Below are 15529 nucleotides of genomic sequence, written 5' to 3'. Positions count from 1 at the left end.
GCTCATGGCGCGGCTGCTCATCGGCTCCAGCCTGAAGATGTACTTCGGGCACCGGCAAACCCTGGACTGGGTCCGGGCCGTCGCGGCGATCTGCACCGAGCATCCCGCGACCGTGAGCGGGGCCGTCGAGTTCTTCGTCATCCCGACGTTCCCCAGCATCCCGGCCGTGGTCGAGATCGCCCGGCCGGCCGGGATCGCGGTCGGGGCCCAGGATCTGCACTGGGCCGACTCCGGACCGTTCACCGGCGAGGTCAGCGCGGCCGAGCTGGCCGAGCTCGGCTGCACGCTGGCCGAGGTGGGGCACGCCGAACGCCGGTCGCTGTTCGGTGAGACCGACGAGATGGTGGCCGGCAAGACCCATGCGGCGCTGCGGCACGGGCTGGCGCCGGTGGAATGCGTCGGCGAGCCCGACCAGGGGCCGGCCGAGCTCGCCGTCCAGGTGTGCCTGGATCAGCTGGAACGGGCCCTGGCCCCGGCGCGGGCGGCCGGCACCGGCGGCCGGCTGATCGTGGCCTACGAGCCGGTCTGGGCCATCGGCGCGCCGACCCCGGCCCCGCCGGAGCACGTTCGGGCGGTCTGCGGCGCGCTGCGCGAGCATCTGCGGGCCGACCCGCTGTTCCCGGACGCCGCGGTGATCTACGGCGGCAGCGCCGGACCCGGTCTGTTGCCCACCATCGTCGACGCGGTCGACGGGATGTTCCTGGGCCGGTTCGCGCACGATCCACAGGCCGTGCGGGCCGTGCTGGACGAAGTCGAACGCTGAGAGCGGCCGGCTCGCCGAGCCGGTGATCGCGTGGTGGAGACGAAGAGAATCGAACTCTCAACCCCCGCCTTGCAAAGGCGGTGCTCTGCCAATTGAGCTACGTCCCCGGGCTTGCCGGGTCCATCCGGACCGACCCGGCGAGTCGGAAGTTTAGCTGGCCGGACCGGGGTAGCCGGTGCTGGTGGGCTTGGTCGCCTCGTCCCACAGCGCCGCCTCCGCCGCGGCCGCCTGCCGGCGCCGCTGGACGAGGAACGCGATGCCGCCGAGAACCGCCAGCAGCAGCAGGATCTTCTTCATATCCACCATCCATCACGGGGCTCGACACGGAAACGCCGGACCCGACATCACCGGGCGCCGGTGTCGACCGTAGCGCACCGGACAAGTGACCAGGCGGGACAGCCGCCGGCGGGGGGTGCCAGGGTGGGCCTAGGAGGACTTGAACCTCCGACCTCTTCCTTATCAGGGAAGCGCTCTAACCGTCTGAGCTATAGGCCCGCTGCACTGCTGTGACACACAATCGCGGCACCAGGTTCGCGTCAAAATCCGACCGGCACCGCGGCCTTACAACTTACCGCACCGGCGGGAACGTCCCAAATCGCTTCCGGTCAGAGGTCGCCCGACCCCTGGGCCGGGCTGGGACGGCACCTTGCCCGTACCTTGGCCACGCCGCGGCCGCGCTGATCGAAGGCTCAAGAAACCGGACAAAATGACCAGGGAAACGACACTTTGATCAACGCGACGGCGTCATCCGCGGGCCCACCCCGAGTCAGACGACGGGATCGGGGCGCAGCCGCACGCGGGTGCGCAGCAGGGCACCGAAACCCAGGGCCAACGGCACCATCAGCACGCCGTAGACGGCGGCCGGCAGGGAGAGCTCGACCGAGTTCAGGACCGTCTGCGCGACGACGATCGCCAGGGTGGCGTTATGGATGCCGATCTCGAACGAGGTGGCTATCGACTGCCGGCGGGTGGCGCCGAACCAGCGCGGGACCAGCAGCCCCACGCTCAAGCTGATCAGGCAGAACAACACGGTGATCATGGCGAGCCGGCCGAACTCGACCCGGAGCAGGTCCCAGTTCGCGGCGATGGCGCCGAGCAGCACGAGCACCAGGATGACGGCCGAGACCAGCCGCACCGGACGGTCCATCCGTTGCGCCCAGCCCGGACGCCAGGCCCGGGTGAGCATGCCCAGGATCACCGGCAGCAGGACGATCACGAAGACGTCCCGGACCACCTGGAACGGCGAACCCATCTGCACGCTCTGCACGTCGAAGTACTGCGCGGACAGGTTGACCATGACGGGCAGGGTGACCAGGGCCAGCACCGAATTGACCGCGGTCAGGCTGATGTTGAGGGCGACGTCACCGCGGAAGACGTGGCTGACCAGGTTGGCCGAGGTCCCGCCCGGCGCTGCGGCCAGCAGCATCATGCCGACGGCCAGTTCCGGCGGCAGGCCGAACGCCAGCACCAGACCGAAACAGACCACCGGCATCACGATCACCTGACAGGCCAGGGCGACCAGCGTGACCTTGGGGTGTTTGAGGATGAGCCCGAAGTCCTGCCGGGTCAGCCCCAGGCCAAGTCCGAACATGACGATGGCCAGGGCGACCGGCAGAGCGATCGTGGTGAAGATCGAACCCATGCCCGAGAGTCTGCCTTATGAAACGGTCGAAGTTCGCAACTGCCAACAGACTAGGCGTGAACTCGCACCGGTCTCACGTCAGTCGCGTTCGCCCAGGGTCAGCTCGACACCGCCGGACATGGCGGCCGCGGCGTTGTAGATGAACGCCGCGACGGTGGCCAGCGCGGTGAACAGCACGATGTTGATGGCACCGACGATGGCGGTCACCCCGAACACCCGGCCTGCGGTGATCAGGTCCGTCTTGCCCGCGGCCTGCACATCCGGGGACGAGGTCAGGGTGGAGAAGGTGTCGTTGATCCGCGACCAGACCCCCATCCCGCCCATCGTCAGGTACAGGATGCCGACGGCGATCATCCAGACGAAGAACATCACGATGGCCACGATCAGGCTGATCTTGAGCACTGTCCACGGGTCGACCCGCTTGAGCTGCAGCGACGCCAGGCGCGGGGGACGGCGCGGGGCCTTCGCCCGGCGGGCCGCCTCGGAGCCGGCCCGGCGCGGGGGCGGCGTGGGCGAGCCGGAGCGCGCCCCCGCGGCCGGCCCCGAACTGCTGGGGCCGGGCGCCGTACCGGCGGGTGAGCCCGCCGGTGCCGAACCGGAACCGGACGGCGCGGTCACGACGAACCCCCGGCCGGGCCGCTGTCGACGGTGTCGGCGTCGTCGGCGTTCCGGGCGATGGCCACCAGGCTGTCCCCCTCGGACAGGTTCATCAAGCGCACTCCCATGGTCTGTCGTTTCGCCTTGCGCACCTCGCGCGCCTGCGTCCGGATGACCCCGGCGCCGGAGGTGATGGCGTACACCTCGGTATCCAGATCGACGATCAGGGCGCCCACCAGCTTGCCACGACGGCGGTCGTATTGAATTGTCAAGACGCCCTTTCCGCCGCGGCCCTGGACCGGGTATTCGTCGATATCGGTGCGCTTGGCGTAGCCGCGTTCGGTCGCGACCAGCACCTGCGCCCCTTCATAGACGACTGACATCGACAGAAGTTCATCGCCGGCGTTGAATCGCATCCCCAGCACGCCCGAGGTGGCCCGACCCATCGGTCGCAGCGTCTCGTCGGTGGCGTGGAACCGGATGGACTGACCCTCGGCCGAGATGAGCAGCAGATCGGCATTCGCGTCGCAGAGCACCGCTCCGACCAGCTCGTCGTCGTCGCGGAGGTTGACTGCCACGATCCCGCCGGCCCGGTTGGAGTCGAACGCGGCCAGCTCGCTCTTCTTGACCAGCCCGCCCTTGGTCGCCAGGACCAGGTACGGCGCGGCCTGGTAGTGCGGGATCTGGATGACCTCGGCGATCCGCTCGTCCGGCTGGAAGGCCAGCAGGTTGGCCACGTGCTGGCCGCGCGCGTTGCGGTTCGCCTCCGGCAGCTCGTAGGCCTTGGCCCGGTAGACCCGCCCCTTGTTGGTGAAGAACAGGATCCAGTCGTGGGTGGAGCAGACGAAGAAGTGGGCGACGATGTCGTCCTGCTTGAGCGCCGCGCCCTGCACGCCCTTGCCGCCGCGCCGCTGGGCCCGGTACAGATCGGTCTTGGTCCGCTTGGCGTAACCGGTCCGGGTGATGGTGACCACCACGTCCTCGACCGCGATCAGGTCCTCGACGGAGACGTCACCGTCGTAGGGCACCAGCCGGGTGCGCCGGTCGTCGCCGTGCTTGTCCACAGCCTCGGTCAGCTCGTCACGGATGATCGCCCGCTGCCGCTCGGGTTTGGCCAGGATGTCCTTGAGGTCGGCGATGACCCGCTCCAGCTCGGCCAACTCGTCGATGATCCGCTGCCGCTCCAAGGCGGCCAGCCGGCGCAGCTGCATGTCCAGGATGGCGGTGGCCTGGATCTCGTCGACGTCCAGCAACTCCATCAGGCCGGCCTTGGACTCCTCGGCCGAGGGCGAGCGACGGATCAGGGCGATGACCTCGTCGAGCATGTCCAGGGCCTTGACCAGGCCGCGCAGGATGTGGGCCCGTTCCTCGGCCTTGTCCAAGCGGTACTGCGTCCGGCGGACGATGACCTCGACCTGATGGGCCACGTACAGGCTGATCATCTGATCCAGCCGCAGGGTGCGGGGCACCCCGTCGACGATGGCCAGCATGTTTGCGCCGAACGAGGTCTGCAGCGCGGTGTGCTTGAACAGGTTGGCCAGCACGACCTTGGCCACCGCGTCCCGCTTGAGGGTGATGACCAGCCGCATGCCGATCCGGTCGGACGACTCGTCGGCGATGTCGGCGATGCCGGCGATCTTGCCGTCCTTGTGCAGGCCGGCGATCGCCTCGACCAGGTTGTCCGGGTTCACCTGATAGGGCAGTTCGGTGACCACCAGGATGGTGCGCCCCTTGGCGTCCTCCTCGATGTTCACCACGGCCCGCATCCGGATGGAGCCGCGGCCGGTGCGATAGGCATCCGCGATGCCGTCCTTGCCGACGATCAGGGCGCCGGTCGGGAAGTCCGGCCCCTGGATCCGCTCCATCGACGCTTCGAGCAGCTCCTCGGGGCTGGCCTCGGGGTTCTCCAGGAACCAGACGACGGCCGAGGCCACCTCGCGCAGGTTGTGCGGCGGGATGTTGGTGGCCATGCCGACCGCGATCCCGGACGAGCCGTTGACCAGCAGGTTGGGGATGCGCGCCGGCAGGACCGTCGGCTCGACGGTCTTGTTGTCGTAGTTGGGCACCATGTCGACGGTCTTCTCACCGATGCCGTCGAGCATCAGCATCGCCAGCTGGGTCAGCCGGCATTCGGTGTACCGCATGGCCGCGGGCGGGTCATTGCCCATCGACCCGAAATTGCCCTGCCCGTCGATCATCGGGTAGCGCAGCGACCACGGCTGGGCCATCCGGACAACGGTGTCGTAAATCGGGGAGTCACCGTGCGGGTGATAGTTACCCATCACGTCGCCGACCACCCGGGAGGACTTCACCGTCGAGCGGTCCGGCCGGAAACCCGAGTCGTACATCCCGTAGAGCACCCGACGGTGCACGGGCTTGAGCCCGTCCCGCACGTCGGGCAGCGCGCGGGAGACGATCACGCTCATCGCGTAGTCGATGAACGAGCGCTGCATCTCCTGCTGGATATCGACCGGCTCGGTGCGATCGTGTTCGCCGCTGTTGGGTCCTGTCACGTGCGACCTCCGAATATCACGAAACCGTCACGCTGACGGGGGACATATCCACATGTGGATGATTACTGTGCATAGCTTCGAATAACCCGAATGGGAGGCGGCGGGACTCATCTGCTGTGACCGGGATCGCATCTCGTTCACACAATCGATACCGCGCCGCCTTCGCCGACTCACAGATCCAGGAACCGGACGTCCTTGGCGTTTCGGGTGATGAATGCCCGCCGCGCCTCGACGTCCTCGCCCATCAGCACCGAGAACAGTTCGTCCGCGGTGGCCGCGTCCTCCAGGGTCACCTGGAGCAGCAACCGGTTGGCCGGGTCCATGGTGGTTTCCCACAACTCCTTGGCGTTCATCTCGCCCAGACCCTTGTACCGCTGGACACCCTCGTCCTTGATCATCCGGCGCCCGGCCCGCTCACCCTCGGCGATCAGGCCGTCACGCTCGCGGTCGGAATAGGCGAACTCGTGCGCACCCTTGCTCCACTTGATCTTGTACAGGGGCGGCTGGGCCAGGTAGACGTGGCCGGCCTCGACCAGCGGCCGCATGAAGCGGAACAGCAGGGTCAGCAGCAGGGTGCGGATGTGCTGGCCGTCGACGTCGGCATCGGCCATCAGCACGATCTTGTGATAGCGCAGTTTGGCCAGGTCGAAGTCGTCATGGATGCCCGTGCCCAACGCGGTGATCAGGGACTGCACCTCGGTGTTGCGCAGCACCCGGTCGATCCGGGCCTTCTCCACGTTGATGATCTTGCCGCGGATCGGCAGGATCGCCTGGAACATCGAGTCCCGGCCCGACTTGGCCGAACCGCCGGCCGAGTCGCCCTCGACGATGTACAGCTCGGACTTGCTCGGATCGGTGGACCGGCAGTCGGCCAGCTTCCCCGGCAGGCCGCCGATTTCCAGGGCCCCCTTCCGGCGGACCAGGTCCCGCGCCTTGCGGGCGGCCGCCCGCGCCTGGGCCGAGGAAACCGCCTTGCTGATGATGGTTTTCGCCTCGCTGGGATTGCGCTCGAACCAGTCGGCGATCCATTCGTTGCAGGCCTTCTGGACGAACGACTTGGCCTCGGTGTTGCCCAGCTTGCCCTTGGTCTGTCCCTCGAACTGCGGTTCGCGCAGCCGGATCGAAATGATCGCGGCCAGCCCCTCGCGGACGTCCTCGCCGGAAAGCTTGTCGTCCTTTTCCTTCAGCAGTTTCTTGTCGGTCGCGTACTTGTTCACCACCGAGGTCAGCGACGAGCGGAAGCCCTCTTCGTGGGTGCCGCCCTCGTGGGTGTTGATGGTGTTGGCAAAGGAGTGCACGGACTCGTTGTAGGAGGAGTTCCACTGCATCGCGACCTCCACCTCCATCGTCTCGCCCTTGGATTCGAATCCGACGATCGACGGGTGGATCGGGTCCTTGGTGTGATTGAGGTGCTTGATGTAGTCGACCAGGCCGCCCGGGTAGTGGAAGGTCCGCTCCAGCGGCTTCCAGGCTTTGGCCGGCGTCGTCGGCTCCGCCTCGACCGGAACGGCATTCGCACCGCTCTCGGCGATCTCCTCCAGCTCGACGTCGGTCCGGCGCTCGTCGCGCAGGGTGATGGTCAGGCCCTTGTTCAGGAACGCCATCTCCTGCAACCGGCGGGAGATGGTCTCCAGCTTGAATTCGACGGTCTCGAAGATCTCCCCGTCGGGCCAGAAGGTGACCGACGACCCGGTCCGCGAGCTCGGCCCGATCGTCTCCAGCGGTCCGGGCTTGGCGTACCGGTAGGACTGCCGGTAGGCGTGGCCGTCTCGGTGGATCTCCACGTCGAGCCGGGTGGACAGGGCGTTGACCACCGAGACACCCACGCCGTGCAGGCCGCCGGAGACCGCGTAGGAGTCGGAGTCGAACTTGCCGCCCGCGTGCAGCACCGTGAGCACGACCTCGACGGTCGGCTTCTTCTCCTTGGGGTGCATCTCCACCGGGATGCCCCGACCGTTGTCGATGACGGTGACGCCGCCGTCGGCCCGCAGGATCACCTCGACCCGGTCGGCGTACCCGGCCATGGCCTCGTCGACCGAGTTGTCGACGACCTCTTGGACCAGGTGGTGCAGACCCCGCTCGCCGGTGGACCCGATGTACATGCCGGGCCGCTTACGGACCGCTTCCAGACCCTCCAGGACGGTGATCGAAGACGCACCGTATTCGTTCTTCTTCGTCGTCACGGATCTACCCGTTGCTCCTGTGCTCGCTCTGCCCGGGCACGGAAGGTCGGTCGACGCTCGGAGCCCGCCACCGCACCCAATGTCGGGCCCGGAGGCGATTCCGATCGGCCGGCGCAAGCGCTCGGGAGGCCCCGCATGCGCAAGGCTCCGACGCGCCGGCGACCTGCCGACGACGGTCGGCCGGCCCGGATCGAGGAAACTGCTCGATCCGTCAGCGGCGATCTGAGAGCCCTTTGCGGACGAAACCCTCCCGAGTCTACCGGTACGCGGGCGGCCAGGACGGCAATACCGGCATCTGTGGATGCCGTGGCGGGCCCGGCGCGAGGGGCTGATAGTGACTGGCCGGTGGGCGGGCCGGCAATGGCGCATCGAGCCATTGGCGGCGACCCGCTCGGGTCGGCCCGGCCCGGCCGTCGAGCGCGGGCCGGATCCGGCCCCAAGGCGGCCGGATCACCATCGGATCGACCGTCCGATCCCTACCGAAATCCCCGCCGGATCGGAACCGGATCGACTTTCCGGATCGATGGTGGGATCGCCCCGGCGGCCAACTTCGGCGTATCAGCGGTGCGCCTCCCCGGCTCGAACAGCCGCACCCAGTTACATCGCCAGCAAGCATCCCTCCGGCGTCGCCGGATCCGTGGAAGGACCGCACCCGACGTGAGCCTGGACCTGACCGTTTCGTCCGCCTCGCCGTCCGTCCCGCCATCCGCGCCGAGCGCCCCGGCGCTGCGAGCGGTCGGGCTGGCCGCAGTGGGACGGGATCTGGACCGGCTCAGCCGGGTGCTGGCCGAGCCGGTCACCGCGGTGCGCCGGGCCGCGCTGGTCGCGCACATCGGCTTCCTGGTCGACCAGATCCGGGTGGCCGACCCCGATCTCGCTGAACGGCAGGCCGGCCCGCTGTCCCGGCTGCGTCACGAATCGCGCTGCTGGTCGCGAGAGCCGGGCCGCCGGGAGGCGTTGCTGGGCACCGTGCGCCAGGCGGCGGCCGCCCTGGGCCCGGCCATCGCCGCCCGGTCGGACGTCCCGCCGCCGACCGGCCGACCAGACCCGGCGCCACCGATCGCCCTGCGTGATCTGCCCACGCAGCACCCGACGGCGCTGGCCTACCGCTACTTCTGGCTGCTGGACGAGCTGCCGCCGGCGGCCGCAGCGACGGTGGTCGGCCGGTACCGCGGGTCTGTGCGCTGGGTGCTGCGCAACGTGCTCAGCGGCGGGTACAACCGCCGCGCCTACCTGATGTGGTTCGGCGGGGGCACCGGCCCCGCTCTATGACCACACGGTGACCGCGCCGCGGCGTCGCGCCGCCGGCCGGCGACCGGCGACCAGCACCGCGAGCGCTCAGCCGTAGGTGTCGCGAGGGCCACGGCCGCGCACGTGCCGCTCGCCGAACCGCCAGGACGGGCCGGCCGGGCCCTTGGCCCGGATCCGGATCACGGTCCGGGGACCCAGCTCGGCGTTGATCTTGACCAGCAACTGGGGCGCGAGCATCCGGATCTGGGTGGCCCAGGCGGTGGACTCGGCCTGCACCACCAGCTCGCCGTCGACCAGCGAGGTCGGCGAGCATCGTTGGGCGACCTCGTCACCGACGATCTTCTCCCAGCGGCCGAAGAGCGTGGCCTTGGTCAGATCGGCACCGGTGCCCGCCGCCTTCACCCAGGACCGCATGGTCAGGCCGAGCGGCTGCGGATCGCGGGCGGCGTCCGGGCCGGAGCCCGACCAGCGGCGGCGGCGCAGATTGCCGGCCGACCCGGATCCGGTCCGCGGGGTCCGGCCGGCCGCCTTGCGCCGGGCCGCGTTGCTGGCCCGGGCCGCGGCCAGCGCCTCGCGGGCCAGGTCCGAGCCGCGCCCGGCCGAACCGGACGGTCCCGAACCGGAGGGGACGCGCGGTGCGGGGTCCTCGGGCATCGGACCATTGTCCCCCGGCCGTGCCGACGCGCCGGTACCCGACGAGCCGGTCGGGTTCAGCCGGGCCCGACGGTCCCGTCGCCGATGGCCAGCCGCACCCCGCCCAGCGCGCCGGGCACGTCGGCGCCCACCGCCGCGGTGATCAGCACCTGCTCGGCGCCGGCGACCAGCTCGGCCAGCCGGCCGCGGCGGCCGGCATCGAGCTCGGCGAACACGTCGTCCAGGATCAGCACCGGATCGACCCCGTCCGAACGCAGCAACGAGAACGACGCCAGGCGCAGCGCCAACGCGAACGACCACGACTCCCCGTGCGAGGCGTATCCCTTGGCCGGGTCGGTGCCCAGCAGCAGCTCCAGGTCGTCGCGGTGCGGACCGACCAGGCAGATGCCGCGTTCCAGTTCCTTGCTCCGCATCCGGCCGAGCTCGGCCAGCATCGCCTCGGCCAGCGCGGCCCGGTCGGGCACCGCGATCGTGCCGGCCGCCGACGCCGGGTCCGGACCCAGCGGAACCGTCGAGCGGTAGACCAGGTCCACCACCTGATCGGCGCCGGCGACGTCGGCGTAGGCCGCGGTCACCGGCGGCCGCAGCTGCGCGACCAGGGCCAGCCGGGCGTGGATCAATTCGGCGCCGGCGGCGACCAGGTGTTCGTCCCACGCGTCCAGGGTGGACAGATCGCCCGTCCGGCGGGCCGCGCCGGCGGTCTTGAGCAGGGCGTTGCGCTGTTTGAGAACCCGGTCGTAGTCGGCCTTGACCCCGGCCAGCCGGGGCGCCCGCATCATCAGCACCTCGTCCAGGAACCGGCGCCGCTCGGTCGGATCGCCCCGGACCAGGGCCAGGTCCTCCGGCGCGAACAGCACCGTGCGCAGCACGCCGAGCAGGTCCCGCGGCCGGGTGAGCGGCGCCCGGTTGATCCGTGCGGTGTTGCGCCGGTCCCGGGCGATCTCCATCTCCAGCAGCAGCTCACGATCGCCGGAGACCACCGCCGCCCGCAGGATCGACCGGGTGCAGCCGGACCGGACCAGCGGGGCGTCGGTGGCCACCCGGTGCGAACCGAGGGTGGCCAGGTACCCCAACGCCTCCATCAGGTTCGTCTTGCCGGTCCCGTTGCGACCGACCAGCACGTTGACCCCGGGTTGCAGGGGAACGTCGACTGCGGGCCAGGACCGGAAGTCGGTCAGCGCCAGGTGGCGCACATACATCGCGTCACCCTTTCCGGAGCGGCGCCAATGCGCCGGATCCGGCGCTCAGGCGAACGGGCGCGCCGGATCCGGCGCTCAGGCGATCGGGACCGAGGCGTCGGAACCCTCGGTGCCGACCGGATGCCCACCGAACTGGTTGCGCAGCGCGGCGACCACCTTCATCGTCGGCGAGTCCGTCTGCCGCGAGGCGAAGCGGGCGAACAGCGCGGCGGTGATCACCGGCATCGGCACCGCGTTCTCGATCGCCGCCTCGATGGTCCACCGGCCCTCGCCGGAGTCCTGGGCGTAGCCGCGGATCTGGCTCAGCCCCGGGTCCGCGTCCAAGGCCCGGACCAGCAGGTCCAGCAGCCAGGACCGGATGACCGTGCCGTTCTGCCAGGAGGCCATCACCTCGTCCGGGTTGGTCACCCAGTCGACCGCCTTCATCAGCTCGTAGCCCTCGCCGTAGGCCTGCATGATCCCGTACTCGATCCCGTTGTGGATCATCTTGACGAAGTGCCCGGACCCGACCGGTCCGGCATGCACGAAGCCCCCGGTCGGCGGCTTGAGCGAGTCGAAGATGGGCTGCGCGACGGCCACCGCGTCGGCGTCGCCGCCGACCATCAGGGCGTAGCCCTCGGTGATGCCCCAGACCCCGCCGGAGACGCCGCAGTCCAGGTACCGGATTCCCTTGGGCGCGAGCGCGGCGGCATGGGCCTTGTCGTCGACGTACTCGGAGTTGCCGCCGTCGATGATGATGTCCCCCGGCGAGAGCAGCTCACCGAGGGCGGCGACGGTGGCCCGGGTCGGCTCACCGGAGGGCACCATCACCCACACCACCCGCGGGGTCGTGGTCAGCGCCGCGACCAGGCCCTCGAGCGAGTCGACGTCCCGCGGGGCCTGCGGGCTGCGATCGAATCCGACCACCTGATGACCATCCCGGCGAAGCCGTTCGGCCATGTTGGCGCCCATCTTGCCAAGACCGATGAGACCGAGCTGCATGTGAGTTCCTTCCCCAGAGGACGAGAGCAACGGCTGGATCGTGTGTGACGAACAGTGTCGGGCCGAACCAGGTCCGGCGCAGGGTCAGCCGGGCAGGCGGGCGGGCATCACCAGGTAGCGATAGGCCGGAGTGTCCTCGTCGGAGCCGACCCCATCGGCGTCGATGTCCGGCGTCGCCGCGGCCTCGGCCGCGGCCTCGGCTGATTCGGCCGGCTCGTCCGATTTGACGATCGGCACCAGCAGCGCCGGGCGGGCCGGGGTGGTGAACGAGAGCCGGACCGTGTCGGCGTGCACCACGCCCAGGCCGTCCAGCAGGTACGACGGGTTGAACGCGATGAGCAGTTCCTCGCCGTCCACCTCGGCCGGCAGGTCTTCCTCGGCGCGACCCTCGTCGTCGCCGCCGGCGGTCAGCGTCAGCGCCCCTTCGCCGACCTGCAGCCGTAGGTGATGACCGCGGTCGGTGACCAGGGCGACCCGCTTGATCGACTCGCCGAGGGCCGCGACCGGCACCTCGACGGTGGTGGTGTGCGAGGTCGGCAGCAGCGAGCGGTACTTGACGAACTCGACGTCCAGCAGGCGCACGGTGGTACGCCGATCGCCGGCGTCCAGGCCGAGCAGCCCCTCGCCGAGCGCGACCGTCACCTGCTTGGCTCCGCCCAGCGTCTTGGCCGCGTCGGCCAGGGTGCGGGCCGGTACCAGCACGGCGGTCGAGAGGTTCTCCTGGTCCGGGTGCCAGCCCAGCTCACGCACGGCCAGCCGGAACCGGTCGGTGGCGGCCAGGGTCAACCGGTCGCCGTCGATCTCGACCCGGATCCCGGTCAGCATCGGCAGGGTGTCGTCGCGACCGGCGGCGATCGCGGTCTGGGCGACGGCCTCGGCGAATTCGGCGCTGTCCACGGTGCCGGAGGCGGCCGGCATCTGCGGCAACGGCGGGTAGTCCTCGACCGGCATGGTCGGCAGGGTGAACCGGGCGGACCCGGCCACGATGCTGACCTTGGGGCCGAGCACGGCCAGGTCGACCGGCTTGGCCGGCAGGGAGCGGGTGATCTCGGCGAGCAGCCGGCCGGAGACCAGCACCCGGTCGGTGCCGGCCGGGCCGCCGGGGGCGTCCGGTTCTAGTTCGTCCAGGGTGTCCACGGTGAGGGTGGCCCGGGTGGAGACCTCGTAGTCGAAGCCGGCCACGGTCAGGGTCGAGCCGCTGACCTCGAGCAGGATCCCGCCGAGCACCGGAACCGGCGGACGAGCCGGCAACGACTTGGCGACCCAGGCGACGGCGTCGGCGAGATCGTCGCGGGCGACGCGGAACTTCATCGGGACCTCCATGGGTCGAGTCCCAGACGCCGGGGTGAGGGCGCGAGCTGGCGGGGCGGAACCTGCCGGTCGGCGGTCGGGCAGGCGATCGGGGGTCGGATCGCCGTGTCCGCGCACCGGCGCAGGCAGGGGCGTCCACCGTACGACCACCGATCCGAGCTCCCGTCACCGGGTCCGGGCGCTGCCGGCCGGTCGGCACCGCGGGCGGCGGTCCAGGGACCGCCGCGGTGGCCGATGCCCGAGCCGGTCCCGAACCACACGTTCCGGTTCATCCCCAACCCTGTTGTTTGAAGGATCTCTTCTAGAGATAAATCCAGTACCAGTAGTAGGCGGTGTGGATGGTGTGGACGGGAGCCTGTCGCCGCAGGCGGGCTGGCGTGTCGCCGGCGTGGACAGCCCGGGGACACCAGGGGGCACAGCTGGTCGGCATTGTGGAGCCCGGAGCGGGTCCGGATGTTGTCCCCGTGGCGAGCCGAGCTGTCCACAGAGTTGTCCACAGATTGTGCATGGTTATCCGGGGTGCCCACAGGACCCGCGGCGGCGCGACGGCCGGCGGTGATGAATCGGACAGAGCGGCAGGGAAAGGTCACCGACGGGCGCGGTCACGGATGCGCGCGGTCAGCTCCTGCACGTGGTCGTAGGTCTGGCGACGCTCGGCCAACTCGGTGCGGATCTTCTTGGTCGCGTGCATGACGGTGGTGTGGTCGCGGCCGCCGAACGTCGCGCCGATCTTGGGCAGCGTCAGGTCGGTGAGCTCGCGGCACAGGTACATCGCGATCTGCCGGGCCATGGCGATCTGTTTGGTCTTCACCGGCCCGCACAGCTCGTCCAGGGTGACGTTGAAGTACTCCGCCGTCACCGCCATGATCGTGGCCGCGTCGATGTCGTTGGACACGGCGTCGCGGACCAGGTCGCGCAGCACGATCTGGGCCAGGGCGAGGTCGACGGCCTGTTTGTTGAGCGAGGCGAACGCGGTCACGCGGATCAGCGCACCCTCCAGCTCGCGGATGTTGCGCTCGATCCGGCTGGCGATGAACTCCAGCACGTCGTCCGGGGCGTTCATCCGGTCCAACGCGGCCTTCTTGCGCAGGATGGCGATCCGGGTCTCCAGCTCGGGCGGCTGGATGTCGGTGATCAGCCCCCACTCGAACCGGGTGCGCATCCGGTCCTCCAAGGTCTCCAGCCGCTTGGGCGGCCGGTCCGAGGAGATGACGATCTGCTTGTTGGCGTTGTAGAGGGTGTTGAAGGTGTGGAAGAACTCCTCCTGGGTGCCTTCCTTGCCCTCCAAGAACTGGATGTCGTCGACCAGCAGCACGTCGACGTCGCGGTAGCGGCGCTGGAAGGCGACCTTGCGGTCGTCACGCAGCGAGTTGATGAAGTCGTTGGTGAACTCTTCGCTGGAGACGTACCGGACCCGCATCCCGGGGAAGAGCCGTTGCGCGTAGTGCCCGATGCCGTGCAGCAGGTGGGTCTTGCCCAGACCGGAGTCTCCCCAGATGAACAGCGGGTTGTAGGCCACCGCCGGGGCCTCGGCGACGGCCACCGCGGCCGCGTGCGCGAAGCGGTTGGAGGCGCCGATGACGAAGGTCTCGAAGCTGTACTTCTCGTTCAGCCGGCTCTGGGCCGCGTTCGGCGGGGCCTGGTCTCGGCGGGTGGAGTAGGTCGGCCAGATCTCGGTGACCGTGGCGACGGCGTCGCCGGCGTCCAGATCGTCGTCCTCGTCCTCGTCGGGGCCGTCGAAACCGGTGTCGGTCGCGCCGTTGCCGTCGAAGCCGACGCGATGCGGGCCGCCGAAGCCGCCCTGGTCGCGGAATCCGCCCGGACGCCCGTTGATCCCGACGCCGCCGGTCGACCCGTTCAGGCCCGAGCCGTTCGGCGTCCCGGGTCCGCCCCCATGGATCGATCCGTTCACCGGCCCGGGGAAGGAATCGGTCGGCGCGGCCGGGGGCCGGTCCCGGGGATAGCGTCGATCGGCCGGTTCGACGACGGGCTCCATCTCCTCGGAGACGGTGACCGCCAGCTTGATCGGCTGACCCAGATGGCGGGACAGGGCGGTGGCGATCGCATCCCGCAGGCTGCGCTCGATGGCTTCCTTGGCGAATTCCGACGGTGCGGCCAGCAGCGCGGTCGAGCCGAGCAGCCCGACCGGCTGGGTCAACGAGAGCCAGGCGCGTTGCTGCTGCGAGAGGGTGGGCTCCAGGTCCGCCACGACCGACCGCCAGACCGGCAGAAGCTGGTTGTCGGTTTCCTCATGACTCACTCGCTAACCCCTTGCACCTATGCCGCCCCCGTACGCCATCCACAGCGATTGTCCACAGATGTGGGCAACCCGGGAGAACGGTAAACGGCCCACACGACCGACCGTCGCGGGGATAGGTCTGCATCCGGGGGACTCGGTGGTTCCGAGCCGTTGCGGCAGGGACGCTAACAACTTT

12 protein-coding genes and 2 tRNA genes are annotated in these 15529 nt (G+C 69.8%); 2 read left to right on the top strand and 12 right to left on the bottom strand.

What is annotated here, in order from left to right; genetic code table 11:
* Positions 1-4: 4 nt before the first annotated feature.
* A complete protein-coding gene (locus tag NAMU_RS00070; RefSeq protein ID WP_012813925.1) occupies positions 5-763 on the top strand; it encodes a triose-phosphate isomerase family protein in 759 nt (252 codons plus the stop codon).
* 31 nt (positions 764-794) lie between these two features.
* Here NAMU_RS00070 and NAMU_RS00065 read toward each other — a convergent pair.
* From NAMU_RS00065 to gyrB, 7 genes are all read right to left on the bottom strand, one after another.
* Positions 795-870: transfer RNA gene (locus NAMU_RS00065), tRNA-Ala, on the bottom strand.
* Positions 871-913: 43 nt separating this feature from the next.
* A complete protein-coding gene (locus NAMU_RS29675) occupies positions 914-1060 on the bottom strand; it encodes a DLW-39 family protein (protein WP_012813924.1) in 147 nt (48 codons plus the stop codon).
* Positions 1061-1184: 124 nt separating this feature from the next.
* Positions 1185-1258, bottom strand: a tRNA-Ile gene (locus NAMU_RS00060).
* 271 nt (positions 1259-1529) lie between these two features.
* The gene (locus NAMU_RS00055) at positions 1530-2405 is read right to left on the bottom strand and encodes a bile acid:sodium symporter family protein (protein WP_012813923.1); all 876 of its coding nucleotides are present in this window, start codon (positions 2403-2405) and stop codon (positions 1530-1532) included.
* 78 nt (positions 2406-2483) lie between these two features.
* Positions 2484-3023, bottom strand: coding sequence for a DUF3566 domain-containing protein (locus NAMU_RS27970; protein ID WP_083785573.1), 540 nt, complete (start codon positions 3021-3023; stop codon positions 2484-2486).
* Complete coding sequence (gene gyrA / locus NAMU_RS00045) at positions 3020-5455, bottom strand: DNA gyrase subunit A (protein ID WP_052308100.1); 2436 nt, start codon at positions 5453-5455, stop codon at positions 3020-3022. Before gyrA ends, NAMU_RS27970 begins: the two co-directional genes overlap by 4 nt.
* A gap of 230 nt (positions 5456-5685) precedes the next feature.
* Entirely contained in the window at positions 5686-7698 is a 2013-nt protein-coding gene (gene gyrB / locus NAMU_RS00040; protein WP_012813920.1) for a DNA topoisomerase (ATP-hydrolyzing) subunit B, read from the bottom strand.
* A 657-nt stretch (positions 7699-8355) separates the two neighbouring features.
* Here gyrB and NAMU_RS00035 point away from each other — a divergent pair.
* Positions 8356-8970 carry a hypothetical protein gene (locus tag NAMU_RS00035; protein WP_012813919.1) on the top strand — a complete coding sequence of 205 codons (615 nt, stop codon included), beginning with the start codon at positions 8356-8358 and terminating at the stop codon, positions 8968-8970.
* 66 nt (positions 8971-9036) lie between these two features.
* Here the strand turns inward: NAMU_RS00035 and NAMU_RS00030 are convergent, their stop codons facing one another.
* From NAMU_RS00030 to dnaA, 5 genes are all read right to left on the bottom strand, one after another.
* Positions 9037-9603: a DUF721 domain-containing protein gene (locus NAMU_RS00030; RefSeq protein ID WP_012813918.1), complete on the bottom strand. Its 567-nt coding sequence runs from the start codon at positions 9601-9603 to the stop codon at positions 9037-9039.
* A 56-nt stretch (positions 9604-9659) separates the two neighbouring features.
* Positions 9660-10802, bottom strand: coding sequence for a DNA replication/repair protein RecF (recF, locus tag NAMU_RS00025; RefSeq protein WP_012813917.1), 1143 nt, complete (start codon positions 10800-10802; stop codon positions 9660-9662).
* A 75-nt stretch (positions 10803-10877) separates the two neighbouring features.
* Complete coding sequence (gene gnd / locus NAMU_RS00020) at positions 10878-11783, bottom strand: phosphogluconate dehydrogenase (NAD(+)-dependent, decarboxylating) (RefSeq protein ID WP_012813916.1); 906 nt, start codon at positions 11781-11783, stop codon at positions 10878-10880.
* Between the two features lie 84 nt (positions 11784-11867).
* Positions 11868-13094: a DNA polymerase III subunit beta gene (gene dnaN / locus NAMU_RS00015; RefSeq protein WP_012813915.1), complete on the bottom strand. Its 1227-nt coding sequence runs from the start codon at positions 13092-13094 to the stop codon at positions 11868-11870.
* Between the two features lie 586 nt (positions 13095-13680).
* Entirely contained in the window at positions 13681-15354 is a 1674-nt protein-coding gene (gene dnaA / locus NAMU_RS00010; RefSeq protein WP_012813914.1) for a chromosomal replication initiator protein DnaA, read from the bottom strand.
* Positions 15355-15529 lie beyond the last annotated feature (175 nt).

Source organism: Nakamurella multipartita DSM 44233 (assembly GCF_000024365.1).
GTDB classification, from domain to species: domain Bacteria; phylum Actinomycetota; class Actinomycetes; order Mycobacteriales; family Nakamurellaceae; genus Nakamurella; species Nakamurella multipartita.
Note: the sequence above shows the minus strand (reverse complement) of the source record. Positions and strands in the feature narration are given on the sequence as shown.

Excerpts from the sequence above, each read along its gene's own strand:
- gnd (WP_012813916.1), bottom strand. The coding sequence starts at position 11,783 with ATGCAGCTCGGTCTCATCGGTCTTGGCAAGATGGGCGCCAACATGGCC.
- recF (WP_012813917.1), bottom strand. The coding sequence starts at position 10,802 with ATGTATGTGCGCCACCTGGCGCTGACCGACTTCCGGTCCTGGCCCGCA.
- NAMU_RS29675 (WP_012813924.1), bottom strand. The coding sequence starts at position 1,060 with ATGAAGAAGATCCTGCTGCTGCTGGCGGTTCTCGGCGGCATCGCGTTC.
- NAMU_RS00030 (WP_012813918.1), bottom strand. The coding sequence starts at position 9,603 with ATGCCCGAGGACCCCGCACCGCGCGTCCCCTCCGGTTCGGGACCGTCC.
- NAMU_RS00055 (WP_012813923.1), bottom strand. The coding sequence starts at position 2,405 with ATGGGTTCGATCTTCACCACGATCGCTCTGCCGGTCGCCCTGGCCATC.
- NAMU_RS00070 (WP_012813925.1), top strand. The coding sequence starts at position 5 with ATGGCGCGGCTGCTCATCGGCTCCAGCCTGAAGATGTACTTCGGGCAC.
- dnaN (WP_012813915.1), bottom strand. The coding sequence starts at position 13,094 with ATGAAGTTCCGCGTCGCCCGCGACGATCTCGCCGACGCCGTCGCCTGG.
- gyrA (WP_052308100.1), bottom strand. The coding sequence starts at position 5,455 with ATGCAGCGCTCGTTCATCGACTACGCGATGAGCGTGATCGTCTCCCGC.